The organism is Paenibacillus sp. FSL R7-0204, assembly GCF_038002225.1.
GTDB lineage: Bacteria > Bacillota > Bacilli > Paenibacillales > Paenibacillaceae > Paenibacillus_AQ.
Genome location: NZ_JBBOCA010000001.1, coordinates 6318077 through 6330834, shown reverse-complemented (window position 1 = coordinate 6330834; position 12758 = coordinate 6318077). Strand labels below are relative to the sequence as shown.

General features: G+C 57.0%; 10 protein-coding genes. 9 read left to right on the top strand and 1 reads right to left on the bottom strand.

Translation table 11 applies throughout. The features are described from left to right. Window positions 1–315 precede the first annotated feature (315 nt). The 8 genes from MKX42_RS27360 to MKX42_RS27325 all read left to right on the top strand — a co-directional run bounded on the left by MKX42_RS27360 (window position 316) and on the right by MKX42_RS27325 (window position 9298). The gene (locus MKX42_RS27360) at window positions 316–1776 is read left to right on the top strand and encodes an aminotransferase-like domain-containing protein (RefSeq protein WP_340756118.1); all 1461 of its coding nucleotides are present in this window, start codon (window positions 316–318) and stop codon (window positions 1774–1776) included. A gap of 9 nt (window positions 1777–1785) precedes the next feature. Further along, complete coding sequence (locus MKX42_RS27355) at window positions 1786–2871, top strand: D-alanine--D-alanine ligase (RefSeq protein ID WP_340756116.1); 1086 nt, start codon at window positions 1786–1788, stop codon at window positions 2869–2871. A gap of 5 nt (window positions 2872–2876) precedes the next feature. After that, window positions 2877–4100 carry a pyridoxal phosphate-dependent aminotransferase gene (locus tag MKX42_RS27350; protein ID WP_445669394.1) on the top strand — a complete coding sequence of 408 codons (1224 nt, stop codon included), beginning with the start codon at window positions 2877–2879 and terminating at the stop codon, window positions 4098–4100. Between the two features lie 243 nt (window positions 4101–4343). Next, a complete protein-coding gene (cobT, locus tag MKX42_RS27345) occupies window positions 4344–5405 on the top strand; it encodes a nicotinate-nucleotide--dimethylbenzimidazole phosphoribosyltransferase (protein WP_340756114.1) in 1062 nt (353 codons plus the stop codon). Further along, window positions 5402–5959, top strand: coding sequence for a bifunctional adenosylcobinamide kinase/adenosylcobinamide-phosphate guanylyltransferase (gene cobU, locus MKX42_RS27340; protein WP_340756113.1), 558 nt, complete (start codon window positions 5402–5404; stop codon window positions 5957–5959). The genes cobT and cobU overlap by 4 nt, the downstream gene beginning before the upstream one ends. Next, a complete protein-coding gene (gene cobS / locus MKX42_RS27335) occupies window positions 5956–6768 on the top strand; it encodes an adenosylcobinamide-GDP ribazoletransferase (protein ID WP_340756112.1) in 813 nt (270 codons plus the stop codon). The genes cobU and cobS overlap by 4 nt, the downstream gene beginning before the upstream one ends. Window positions 6769–7412: 644 nt before the next feature. Beyond that, entirely contained in the window at window positions 7413–8969 is a 1557-nt protein-coding gene (locus MKX42_RS27330) for a cobyric acid synthase (RefSeq protein ID WP_340757850.1), read from the top strand. A gap of 2 nt (window positions 8970–8971) precedes the next feature. Then, window positions 8972–9298 (top strand): YnfA family protein, encoded by a 327-nt coding sequence (locus tag MKX42_RS27325; protein WP_340756110.1) that lies wholly within the window; start codon window positions 8972–8974, stop codon window positions 9296–9298. 583 nt (window positions 9299–9881) lie between these two features. Here the strand turns inward: MKX42_RS27325 and MKX42_RS27320 are convergent. Continuing rightward, a complete protein-coding gene (locus MKX42_RS27320; RefSeq protein WP_340756108.1) occupies window positions 9882–11570 on the bottom strand; it encodes a methyl-accepting chemotaxis protein in 1689 nt (562 codons plus the stop codon). 301 nt (window positions 11571–11871) lie between these two features. On the opposite strand from MKX42_RS27320, the gene MKX42_RS27315 reads away from it, so the two are divergent. Next, the gene (locus MKX42_RS27315; protein WP_339254300.1) at window positions 11872–12579 is read left to right on the top strand and encodes a queuosine precursor transporter; all 708 of its coding nucleotides are present in this window, start codon (window positions 11872–11874) and stop codon (window positions 12577–12579) included. The last annotated feature ends 179 nt before the right edge of the window (window positions 12580–12758 follow it).

Sequence of the window (12758 nt, the reverse complement as noted above, 5' to 3'; positions counted from 1 at the left end):
TATAATCACATCATGTCCGTGTCCCGCCGCACCGTCGTTTAGGTCCCACACGGGTACTCGTAGCAGCACATCAGCATTCCGGTCCCATGCGGGAACTCACAGTATTATATCTGGCACGTCTGGTCCCGGGGGCGCTTGCAGCTTCACATCAGGCATCTTCGATCCAAGCAGGCGGGGTGACGCGTATAAGCAGCACATGTGCCACATTCCCGCCCCTCATCCCCCACAGAACCACGCCCGGAAGAAAATCCCGGGGCGGTGGTTCTTTTTTTACGGCAAAGTCTGTGCCATGATAGCTATGGAGGCGATCACAGGATGTTTAAGGATTTCAAGCTCATTGCCGGGCGTCCGGTATCGATCCAGGTGAAGGATTACATGAAGCACCTCATCATCAAAAGCGCTCTGCAGGGCGGCCAAAAGCTCCCCTCGACACGCGAACTCAGCAGCCTGCTGAAGGTCAGCCGGAACTCGGTGATCTCAGCTTATGAAGGGCTGGAGGATGACGGCTTCGCCTACACCGTACAAGGCCAGGGCAGCTACGTCGCACAAGGCGCGGCAGCTCAGAACGGTGCGGAAGCCGCCCCATGGATGCTGGACTGGACAGAGCGGATCAGCAGCCAGGCGCTGCTCGCGGAGGAGCTGGACATTATGAAGCGGGGGATACGCGCGGAGAAGGGCACGATTTCTTTTACCAGCATCGCCCCGGATGAGCGTCTCTTCGATCTGGATCATGTCCGCAGAGCGTTCCTGGAGCGTATGTCTGTAGAGGGCAACGTTCTGCTGAATTATGGATATGCCAAAGGCTACAAGCCATTAATAGACTACCTCAAGCAATATATGGAGCATAAAGGCGTAGATCTGCGAGGCAAAGATATGCTGATTACGAACGGGTTCACGGAGGGCTTCGACCTGGTGCTGTCGGCTCTCGGCAAGCGGTATGGCGCAGTGGTCTGCGAGAATCCGACGCATCATACGGCGATCAAGAATCTGAAGCTGCACGGCTTCGGAATTCACGGGGTCACGATGGAGCGGGACGGCATCCACCTCGGGGAGCTGAAGCAGGCGCTGGAGGCGCGGCCATATGACTGTGCTTATCTGGTCCCCTCCTACCATAATCCCACTGGTATCGTCATGTCCCCCGAGAAAAGACAAGGGCTAATGAAACTTATGCAGGACTACAATGTGCCGGTGATTGAGGACGGGTTCAATGAGGAACTGCGCTATTCCGGCGCCCATGTGGCTCCGTTAATTGCGGCGGCGGGCGGCGGGAACGGTGTGGTGTATCTCGGCAGCTTTTCCAAAGTCCTGTTCCCCGGACTGCGGGTGGGCTGGGTGCTGGCGGATCAGGAACTGATCTATTATCTGGAGAGTGTGAAGCGGGCGCGGACCATTCATACCTCGACGCTTGACCAGTCCATTCTGTATCAATATCTGCTGGGCGGCAACCTGGAGAAATATCTCAAAAAAGCCCGGCTGGAGTATAAACGCAAATACGAGCTGACCCTGGCCTGCTGTAAGGAGCATATACCATATGCCTCCTTGTCGGGTGATGGGGGGCTGCATCTGTTCGTAACGTTCGCAGAAGGCTTCAACACAAGGGAATTGCTGGCGGCTTGTCACGCGCGGGGGGTTATTTTTACGGCGGGAGATATTTTTTTCACAGACGGTGCAGGGCAGAACACGCTGCGGCTGGGCTTCTCCAGGGTGGCGGATGAGGATATCGTGAGGGGGATTGCAATCATCGGGAAGACAGCACGGCAAATCATGGGAGAATGAGGTGCGGATATGCTAAGAGTAGGTGTGATTATGGGCGGGGTATCGTCCGAATATGAGGTGTCGCTGAAGACCGGCAGGGAGATGCTGAAGGCGCTTGATCCGGCAAAATACACAGGAATCCCGGTACACATTACCTCGCGTAAAGAGTTGTTGGAAGGGGCAGCGGGACTGGACTTCGCTCTGCTCGCCCTGCATGGGGCCTACGGGGAAGATGGTACGGTGCAGGGAGCCCTGGAGACGCTCGGAATTCCGTATTCCGGGAGCGGGGTGCTCGCAAGCAGCTTATGTATGGATAAAGGGCTGGCCAAGACGATCATCCGCAGCCGCGGAGTCGCTACCCCTGACTGGGTGAGCTGGGACCATATCGAGGAATATGACCTGGAGGCCGTGGCACGGCTAAGGTATCCGGTGATGGTGAAGCCGAATTCCGGCGGGTCCAGCATCGGCATGAGCAAGGTAAGAGGGCAGGAGGAGCTGCGGGCGGCGGTGGAAAAAGCTTTTGCCAGTGCGGATGGAGGCGCGGTGCTGATTGAACACTACATCCCCGGACAGGAGATTACCTGCTCCATCCTAGGGGGAGAAATGCTGCCGGTCATCGGGATTCAGTCGCTGGGCGCAGACTGGTTCGATTATACCGCCAAATACGAGCAGGGCGGAGCGGAGGAGCGGATTATACGGCTGCCGGATGCGTTGCAGGAACAGGTGCGGAAGGCGGCGTTAACCTGCTACCGGGCGCTCAAATGTGCGGTGTATGCCAGGGTGGATATGCTGCTGAAGGATGGCATCCCTTATGTGCTGGAGGTGAATACACTGCCCGGAATGACCGCAACCAGCCTGCTGCCCCAGAGTGCAGAGGCATTCGGGATGGACTTCAGCAGCCTGCTGGATGAGATTATTACCGGATCGCTGCGGGAGCGCGGGGAGCTGCAAGGTGAACGTGGAGAGGGAGAGCGGACGGATGTGGATGCAGGACTTAAACCGCAGGGGCAAGTGAAGCAAGCGCAGCAAGCCGATCATGATTATGTCAATCATACCCATTATGCCCCTCAAGCGCCTCAAGCCCAGCCTGTAGAATATGGAGGTGTCAGGCTATGAGCACGATGAGAAGGGACAATATCGCTCTGCTTATAGATAAAGTCAACAGCCCTATGCACAGTCATATAATTAATCCGCGGTTACAAGAGATTCCGCCTTCGGGCATCCGGGCTTTTTTTGATCTGGCTGCGGGTAACAACGATATTATTTCACTTGGAGTAGGTGAGCCGGACTTCGCTACACCCGAGCAGGTAAGAGCAGCCTGCATCCGTGCGCTGGATCGAGGGGAGACCGGGTACACCTCTAACAGCGGACTGCCGGAGCTGCGGGAGGAAATTGCGGGCTATATGCAGACCGGCTTCGGTCTGGCTTACGATCCAGCGGATGAAATCTTGGTCACGGTGGGCAGCAGTGAAGCAGTGGATCTTGCGCTGCGGGCCTTCATGGCTCCCGGGGATGAGATTCTGATTCCTTCTCCGGGATATGTTGCTTACGCGCCTATCGCCTACCTGAACGGCGGGACGCTGGCACCGGTGGAGACAACGGCGGAGGAAGGGTTCAAGCTCACTGCCGAAGCTCTGCGTAAGGCGGTAACGCCGCGTACGAAGCTGCTGATGGTGAATTTTCCGAGCAATCCTACGGGAGCGGTTATGACTTACGAGGACTGGCTGCCGGTGGCTGAAGTGGTGAAGGAGCATGGCTTGATCGTCATTTCCGATGAGATCTATGCCGAGCTGACCTACGACAGCAAGCATGTAAGCATCGCTTCCCTGCCCGGGATGCAGGAGCGGACGGTGGTGATCAGCGGGTTCTCGAAGGCTTTTGCGATGACGGGCTGGCGGGTGGGCTATGCCTGCGGGAACCGTGAGCTGCTCTCGGCCATGCTCAAGATTCATCAATACACCGCCATGTGCGCCCCTCTGCCGGGCCAGATTGCTGCGGTCGAGGCGCTGCGCAGTGCGCTCCCGGATATGGAGCGGATGAAGGCGTGCTTCAAAGAACGCCGCTCGCTGATCGTAGAGGGCCTGCGGGCCGCCGGATTGTCCTGCCATATGCCGCAGGGGGCCTTCTATGCTTTCGCTTCGATCAGCCGCACCGGGCTCGGGTCAGAAGAGTTCGCCATGCGCCTGCTGCAGGAGGCAGGGGTTGCCGTGGTGCCGGGTCATGTGTTCGGAGATGGAGGGGAAGGCTACATCCGCTGCTCCTACGCCGCTTCTACGGCGAAGCTGACCGAAGCGCTGGAGCGGCTGGAAGGCTTCATGAGAGTTAAAAATCTAATTGTAAGTTGATTTCATATCCCCTATAATCCTAACAGGAAGAAATAGGGAGATTGAAACAGCATTCCGGCCCGCCGCCGGATCAGGAGCCCCCTTCTTCGTAGCAGGGGGCTTTTGGGTTGCCTGCAATACTTGCGGATTTAAACTTCAATGATTGTTAAACAACTTCAACGTAACCTGATCAGCAGACACAGATGTATTCTTGCAGCGGGAGTCCGCTTTCGCACTATTTATATCTAATAGGAGGCATTATTAATGATCTCAGCCATTCAAGACGTAACCGGACGGATTGCTCCGCCTGACGAAAAAGCTACACTGCGCGCGGTGCTCCGCCTGAACAGTCTGACCAAGCCGCCCGGAAGCCTCGGGCGGCTGGAGGCGCTGGCTGTCCGGTTGGCCGGAATCTCCAAAGTAGAGCAGCCCTGCTACAGCAAACGAACGGTAGTGGTTATGGCCGCAGACCATGGGGTCTGCTCTGAAGGCGTCAGTGCTTTTCCGCAGGAGGTGACCATGCAGATGGCCTATAACTTTCTCAGCGGCGGGGCGGCTGTGAATGTGCTGGCCCGTCAAGGCGGTGCTGAGGTACAATTCGTGGACATCGGGATCAACGGCGATATCGACCACCCGCAGCTGATTAACCGCAAGGTCCGCCGGGGCACAGACAATATGGCAGCAGGTCCGGCAATGAGCCGGGAGGATGCGCTGCGCGCGATTCTGGCGGGAGTTCATGTGGCGCAGGAGGCGGTGAAGAACGGCACGGAGATTTTTATTACCGGGGAGATGGGCATCGGGAATACGACAGCCAGTGCGGCGGTCTTGTGCGCACTTGAAGGCATTCCGGCAGAGACGGCGGCAGGACGGGGGACAGGCATTAACGATGAGCGGCTCCAGCACAAAATCTCGGTAATCGAACGTGCCCTACAGGTAAATAACCCCGACCCCGCTGATCCGGTTGATGTGCTCGCTAAGGTAGGGGGGCTTGAGATTGCGGGGCTGGCCGGGCTGATTCTCGGAGCGGCGGCCCTGCGGATTCCGGTCATTCTGGACGGCTTCATCTCCGGGGCGGCAGCCCTGATCGCCCGGGCACTGGCGCCGGAATCCACAGCGTACATGATCGCTTCCCATGTCTCTGGTGAGCAGGGGCATAAGCTGATGCTGGACCGCCTCGGTCTGGAAGCGCTGATTGATATGGGCCTGCGGCTGGGCGAAGGCACCGGGGGGGCGCTGTGTCTGCATTTCATCGAAGCGGTCTGCCGGATTATGCGTGAGATGGCGACCTTCGAGAGTGCAGGCGTCTCCGGCTCGGAGAGCGTATGAGCATTCTGGTCACGGGCGGGGCACGCAGCGGTAAAAGCGGCTTCGCCGAGCGTCTGACCCGCAAGCTGGCTGACTCGCAGCAGGCGGTCTATGTGGCAACCGGACAGGCTTTTGATGCGGAGATGGAGGCGCGGATTGCCTTGCACCGGCAACAGCGGCAGGCGGACGGATTCAAGTGGGAGACGTTGGAGGAGCCGCTTAAGCTCGCAGCGCTGCTGGAGCAGCTCTCCGGCAGCGGCCAGACTGTGCTGGTGGACTGCCTGACGCTCTGGCTGTCGAATCAGCTACTGGCTGTGGAGGAGATGAGCGACAGGCAGGAATTAGTAGAGGCTGCAATTGCCGAACTGGAGCAGGCCGTCTCCGGCTTCGAGGGCACGCTGATTCTGGTTACAAATGAAGTGGGTGGCGGCATTGTGCCGGAATATGCGCTGGGGCGGCTGTACCGTGATCTGGCCGGAAGAATGAACGCCAGGCTGGCTTCCCGGTGCGGGCAGGTCTTTCTCGTGACTGCCGGAATCCCGGTTGAGCTGAGAAGCCGGGAGTATCTCCTGTGAGTGAGCGGGGAAATGCTGCGGCTGCGTTTCAGTTCCTGACGCGGTTTCCGGTCCGCACCAAGGAAGACTTCTCGCCGGAGCTGCTGCGTGCGAGCGTGGTCTATTACCCGCTCGTCGGTGCGACCATCGGCCTTAGCACCGCACTGGGCGCCGCCGCAGCAGGCTGGCTGCTGCCGGCCTGGCCTGCCGCTGTCGTCACCCTCATCCTGTGGGTGGGACTGACCGGCGGGCTGCACCTGGACGGCTGGATGGACAGCGCCGATGCGCTGCTCAGCTACCGCTCCAGGGAGCGGATGCTGGAGATCATGAAGGACAGCCGTGTCGGCGCTATGGGCGTGCTGGCCTGCGTGCTGCTCCTGCTGCTGAAGGCCTCGCTGCTGGCGGCATGGCTCGAAGGCGGCAGCTTCAGTCTGCTGCCGCTGCTCCTGCTGCCGCCGGTCTGGGGCCGCTGGTACATGGTGCGGGCGATGGCCCGCTATCCCCTGGCCCGCGGCAATGAAGGGCTGGCCGCCACCTTCGGCGGGCTGCCTGCCCGGCAGGAGCGGCGCGCGGGTCTTAGCGCCGCGCTGCTGACACTGGCCGCAGCCGCTGCGCCTCTGGCGCTGGGCGCGGGCAGCGGGGCCTGGCCGCTGCTGGCAGCTGCGGCCATCCTGGCACCTCTGGCTGCGGCGGCCTGCGGCAGACTCGCTGCGCGGCGCATCAACAGCCGGCTCGGAGGGCTCACCGGCGACGTCTACGGCGCGCTGGGCGAGCTGCTGGAGACGGTGGTCCTGCTTGTGCTGGTACTGGCCCAGCACAATCTGCCTTAGCGGGCCGCTCGGCAACTGCCCGCATCCGGGTTCGTCTGAATTGTGCGCAGTACCTACGCAGCATTTATGCGCCGTTTCGCGCCGCGCCCGTAGCGAACAATCAGTGATAGATGTATTCTTGCACCCCTAACAGGGGCACGGCGGACTTTCAGCAAGCGATAATTTAATCGATGCTCACAAGTGTAAATCTGATGATTACTAATGCATAATCAGATTTACACCAGCGGGTGGGCATGATGAACCCTAAACGACTTAATGTGAAATCCTTGGGACAAATGTATGCGAAAACCGAACACAATGCTCCCACAGCCAGTAACATTTTTAGAGAAATCCTGCAAGAAGTGCAACAATGCTCTCCATACAAGCCGCCGGTGAAAGAGAAAACCTTCAGAATTAGCCGGAGTTAGGTAGAGCACGGATTGGAAAGGGAGAAGACTTCAGAGTGTGTGCGGAAAACCGGACACAATGGGCAGGCGCAGGGGGATGTGGACTGGATGCTCCATATCCCCCTAAAGAAGTTGGAGTCCTCCCCCGCAAAAATGTAGTCTGAATAGAGGAGGAAGATGAACATGGAAGATACAGCCGTATACACAGGCGCAGACCGGGCAGCGGAAGCCGGTCTGCGGCGGTCCGGTGCTGTGCTGATGATCCAGGGGACGGCCTCCGATGTCGGCAAAAGCCTGGTCACCGCCGCCATCGGGCGGATTATGACCCGGGACGGCTACCGGACTGCCCCGTTCAAGTCGCAGAATATGGCGCTGAATTCCTATGTCACAGCGGACGGTAAAGAAATCGGCCGTGCCCAAGGGATGCAGGCGGAAGCCTTCGGCATTACGGCTACCAGTGATATGAATCCGATTCTGCTGAAGCCCTCCGGGGAGATGAGTGCGCAGATTGTCGTGCACGGGGTGCCGCATGCCGCACTCAGCGCGAGGGAATACCGCGAGAAGTTCCTTCCCGAAGCTAAGGACACCGTAATGGATGCGCTCGGACGGCTGCGGGAGGCCTATGATATTGTGCTGATGGAAGGTGCGGGCAGTCCGGCGGAGATCAATCTTAAGAGCCGGGATATCGTCAATATGAATCTGGCCGGTTGGGCAGATGCGCCTGTGCTGCTGGTCGCCGACATTGACCGGGGCGGGGTCTTCGCCTTCCTCGTCGGCACCTTGGAGCTGTTGGAGCCGCATGAACGCGCCCGGGTCAAGGGCTTCATCATCAATAAATTCCGCGGGGATGTCTCCCTGTTACAGCCCGGACTGGACTGGCTGGAGGAGCGCACAGGCATCCCGGTACTCGGGGTGCTGCCGTTCCTGCCGCAGCTGCGGATTGAGGCGGAGGATTCCGTAGTACTGGGAGGAACGTCCGGCCGCCAGCGGGAGGAGTCCGCGAAGGAGCTTGATATCGCAGTCATCCGTTATCCGCGGATCTCCAACTTCACCGACTTCGATCCGCTGGAGGAGGAGCCGGATGCTACCGTACGTTATGTGCAGTCGGCAGATGAGCTTGGAACACCGGATGTCATTATCCTGCCGGGCACGAAAAACACCGCTGCTGACCTGCAATATCTGCGCGAGCAGGGTTTTCCGGCTGCAATCGGGCGTGCACTGGAGCGGGGAACGCAGCAGCTTGCCGGGATCTGCGGCGGGTATCAGATGCTGGGCTTGAAGCTGCTTGATCCCCATGCCGTAGAGAGTGCGGAGCCGGGAGAGAGCGAGGGGCTGGGCTATCTGCCGCTCTCGACAGCTTTTCTCCAGCACAAGACTACGGTGCGGGTGAGCGGCGGGCTGGCTGCGGATCACCCCCTGTGCTTAAGCGACGCAGCCACCGGCGTAACACCGGAAGCATTGCCTGTTGCCGGGTATGAGATACATATGGGAACAACTACGAACCACGATCCGACTTCGGTTCTTAGTCTGTTTACACTGGCCGGACCGGAAGGGCAGGCAGTACCGGAGGGTTGGGGGACCCAGGACGGCAGAGTCTGGGGCAGCTATCTGCACGGGCTGTTTCATAACGATGCTCTGCGCCGGAGCTGGCTGAACGGACTGCGCATTTCCAAGGGACTGGCACCACTGACCGCCACTTTCTCGGCTGCTGCACTCCGTGAGCAGGAATTCGACCGGCTGGCAGATGCCGTAGAGTCCCATTTGAATATGGCTGCAGTATATGCAATTATGGGTCTGCCGGGAGGGGTAGAATAGCAATGCTGTTTGCCGTGCTGCTGTTTGTTGTAGCTGGTCTCGCTGAGATCGGCGGCGGATATCTCGTCTGGCTCTGGCTGCGGGAATCACGCCCGTTATGGTATGGATTGGCAGGCTCAGTTATCCTGATCGCCTATGGTATAATCCCGACCCTGCAGAAATTTCCTTCGTTTGGCCGGGTGTACGCCGCTTATGGCGGAGTATTCATCATCCTGGCTGTACTGTGGGGCTGGCTGGTGGACCGCAAGACGCCGGATCTCTACGACTGGATCGGAGCCGGCATCTGCGTCATCGGGGTATCCGTCATTTTATGGGCGCCAAGACACTGATCAAGCCCTTTCCATAACAAAAGCAGTTCCATAAGGCCGAATACTCGTGGCTTCCGGAACTGCTTTTTCTATTAGCTAGTAGCTTGTATATAGTTAATTGGTTTGGATGGGTGGCGTCAGGTTCAGCATTCCGGCATCCGGATTAGTTGGATTTTCGTCACTTGTTCGTGCAGCAGAGACAGCTAACCAAGCAGTAGTTGGAAAATAGGCACTTAAAAAGCTGGAATTACCGAAAAGAGAGAATTCACCCGAAAACAAGTAACATTTATCCAATTAAAATCCTTAAACGGCCTAAACTGGCCGAATTAGGATACATTTATCCAACTAAATCCTGTGTCACACTTCCACAATTAGCGACCTGCGCTCCTGATGTAGCCTTTCCAGCGGTCGCAGGTTCCCAGCAGTTCCAGCTTTCCCAGCGGTCGCAGGTTCCCAGCAGTTCCAGCCTTTCCAGCGGTCGCAGGTTCCCAGCAGTTCCAGCCTTTCCAGCGGTCGCAGGCTCCCAGTACTCCCGCATTCCCTCGGCAGCCTTCAGCATTCCCGCGCTCGCTATATCTCCACGTGGCTCCTGCTCCCGGCAGCCTTAAATCTTAAACTGCTGAGCGGCCTTTTGCAGCTTCACGGCCTGCTGGTAGAGGTGCTCGACGGTCAGGGCGTGGCCTTCCAGCTCCTCGTGCTGGCGTGCCGAGTTGCCGGCAAGTGCGTCTGCGTTCTGCTGCGACTTGGCGGTAATCTGCGCCGTTTCTTCTACAGAGGCACTGACTTCCTCGGTGCCCGCCGAGATCTGCTGAGTGGCGGCAGAGACGGACTGGATGCTGTGATTGATGCTCTGAATGAGGATCAGCAGGTGGTTGAAAGCATTGCCGGCTTCGACCACCTTGTTCATCCCGGAAGCCACTTCCGCATTGACATGGTTCATTTCGGATACGGACTGGTTCATATCCGCCTGCAGACTCATCAGGAATTCACGGATCTGCTCATTGGATTCCTTAGACTGCTCGGAGAGCTTGCGCACTTCCCCGGCCACCACAGCGAATCCGCGGCCATGCTCCCCGGCACGTGCGGCCTCAATGGAGGCATTAAGCGACAGCATCTGAATCTGCTTGGTAATCTCGGTAATTCCCTGCACGACCTCACCGATCATCAGCGAGCGTTCGTTCATCAGGCGGAACTGCTCCAGCGATTGTTCGGAGGCCTGCTCTACCTGGCGCATCTGCTCCACTGCACTCTGGGCAATATCATTGCCGCTCTGGGCCTCGGTGGAAGCCTCGCTGATCTGCTCGGTGACCTCACCGGCGGCGGAGGCAATATGCTGGATGCCCATATTGATCTCATCCATCGCACGGGAGTTATCCATCGCGCTGCTGGCAATCATGGTACTGCCCTTGCCGATCTCCTCCACAGAGGCCGCTGAATGTTCAGCCATCTCATTAAGGATCTGGACACGCGTCTTCAGATCATTGGAATCGGCCACAACTGTCCCTGAGGTATCCAGCACATGTCCGATCATCTCCTTCAGGCGCTCACTCATGATGCGGAAGCTCTCAGAGAGCTGTCCGACTTCATCGGTACCCTTAAGGGTGAGCGCTTCGGTGAAGTCGCCGCTTGCCAGCTTGTTGCTGTAGGCAGCAAGCTTTGTGATCGGGCGGGTAATTTTGCGGCTCATGAAGCCTGCGGCAGTGACGCCTACCACCAGCGCCAGCAGAGTAATTCCTGCGCTTGTCCACAGGATGCTGCTCATCTTGTCTTGGACGAAATCCATATCGGCGCTTGCGGCCACAATCATTGTCGTTCCGGGAACGCCTACATAGGCACTTTTATGTATACCGTGGCTATCACTATAAATTTCACTAAGTCCAGTTTTTCCTTTGGAGGCTTGCTCCATGGCAGGCGATACTTCTATCGCTTCATCCGGTTTGAGCTTGGCACCATGATCTGCGGTCAGGACGGTGGCCTGGCCATCCTTCAGATTGATGAGGAAGATAGTATCCACATCCAGCTTTTTACGCTTATCCTCCAGATAGAATTCGACATTGGTCCTGGCCTGCTCATTCTTGTTCAGGGTCTGCTGCGCACTGGTTGCATTCAGGTTCTTATAGGCATCCTGGGCGGCGGCACTCAGAGACTTGTCGATCTGCGGAATGACATAGCTGTTAATGGTGCCGATAGATATAATGTAGAAGCTGATACTCAACGTAAGAGAAGTGAGTAGCAGAACGACGAACAGCAACAGCGTAAACTTGCGGCTAATTGATTTTTTGAAGCCAAACATGGCATTCGCTCCTTTTTACGTGAAATGCATCTTAATCTCCATATTCTATAGAATTAACCTCCGGTTGAATAGTGAAAATTTGCTATATGCTGCATTATTTTCAGAAAAAGCTGAATATTTAACGACTCTATCACCAATTCGCCAAAAAGAAGCAACGAAATGCTGCTTTCCTGAAAATTTAAAATTTCATAGCATGTTAGCTTTGTATGTGATAGAGTAGTTATGTTTTGTTTCTTAACTACTGTGATCCGCGGTTCGTAACCATCCCGCGTAACCAAAACTAGGAGGAATACCAGGCATTATGTTTAACTTGTTGTGGGGCGTTTGTTTTGTTGTCGTTAATTTTGTGTTTTTTCTGCTGTGCTACCGCTTATTCGGTAAAAAAGGACTCTACGCCTGGGTCGGTATGGCGACCGTAGTCGCTAATATCCAGGTCGCCAAGACCATTGCGATGCCGTTCGATATCGTAATGACGCTGGGCAATACGATGTATGTCACACTCTATATGACCAGTGACCTGCTCAATGAGCGGTACGGCCGGGCTGAAGCCCGGAGTGCTGTGTGGTTCGGCTTCTTCACGCTGCTCATGACTACTGTTATTATGCAGATGGTGCTGGTGTTCAAGCCGCAGGAGACGGACATTGCCCAATCCGCGCTGCAGACGATATTCGGCCTGATGCCGAGACTTGCGCTGGGCAGTCTGACCGCTTATTTTATCAGCCAGTTCCTGGATGTACGGCTCTACGCCTGGATACGAAAGTATTACGGCAGCTCTAAGCAGCTATGGATCCGCTCGAACGGCAGCACGATGATCAGCTCCTTTGTCGATACGCTGATCTTCTGTACGATTGCTTTTGCCGGAACCTACGACATGAAGGTGTGGACCGAGATTCTGCTGACCACCTACCTGTCCAAGTTCATCCTCACGGCCGCCGGCACACCGGTGCTGTATCTGGGCCGTTCCTTCAAATTTGCCGAAGAAGAGCAGAAGCCTGTTATCCGGGACTAAGCTTCCCGACAAGTGGAAACGGCATTGCTGTCCTTTTTAAGGACGGTACCGTTTCGGCGAGAAATAGAAGGAAAATTTGTAGAGGAAACCTATAAATTCTTATATTTTTATAAAGCCCCAGCCCCCGAAGATCCGGGAGACTGGGGCTTTTGTGTGCGGTGATGTATAGCGGACTCGCG

Bases quoted from the DNA above. Each gene is read 5' to 3' on its own strand.
- MKX42_RS27360 (WP_340756118.1), top strand. From the start codon at position 316: ATGTTTAAGGATTTCAAGCTCATTGCCGGGCGTCCGGTATCGATCCAG.
- MKX42_RS27355 (WP_340756116.1), top strand. From the start codon at position 1,786: ATGCTAAGAGTAGGTGTGATTATGGGCGGGGTATCGTCCGAATATGAG.
- MKX42_RS27350 (WP_445669394.1), top strand. From the start codon at position 2,877: ATGAGAAGGGACAATATCGCTCTGCTTATAGATAAAGTCAACAGCCCT.
- cobT (WP_340756114.1), top strand. From the start codon at position 4,344: ATGATCTCAGCCATTCAAGACGTAACCGGACGGATTGCTCCGCCTGAC.
- cobU (WP_340756113.1), top strand. From the start codon at position 5,402: ATGAGCATTCTGGTCACGGGCGGGGCACGCAGCGGTAAAAGCGGCTTC.
- MKX42_RS27330 (WP_340757850.1), top strand. From the start codon at position 7,413: ATGATCCAGGGGACGGCCTCCGATGTCGGCAAAAGCCTGGTCACCGCC.
- MKX42_RS27325 (WP_340756110.1), top strand. From the start codon at position 8,972: ATGCTGTTTGCCGTGCTGCTGTTTGTTGTAGCTGGTCTCGCTGAGATC.
- MKX42_RS27320 (WP_340756108.1), bottom strand. From the start codon at position 11,570: ATGTTTGGCTTCAAAAAATCAATTAGCCGCAAGTTTACGCTGTTGCTG.
- MKX42_RS27315 (WP_339254300.1), top strand. From the start codon at position 11,872: ATGTTTAACTTGTTGTGGGGCGTTTGTTTTGTTGTCGTTAATTTTGTG.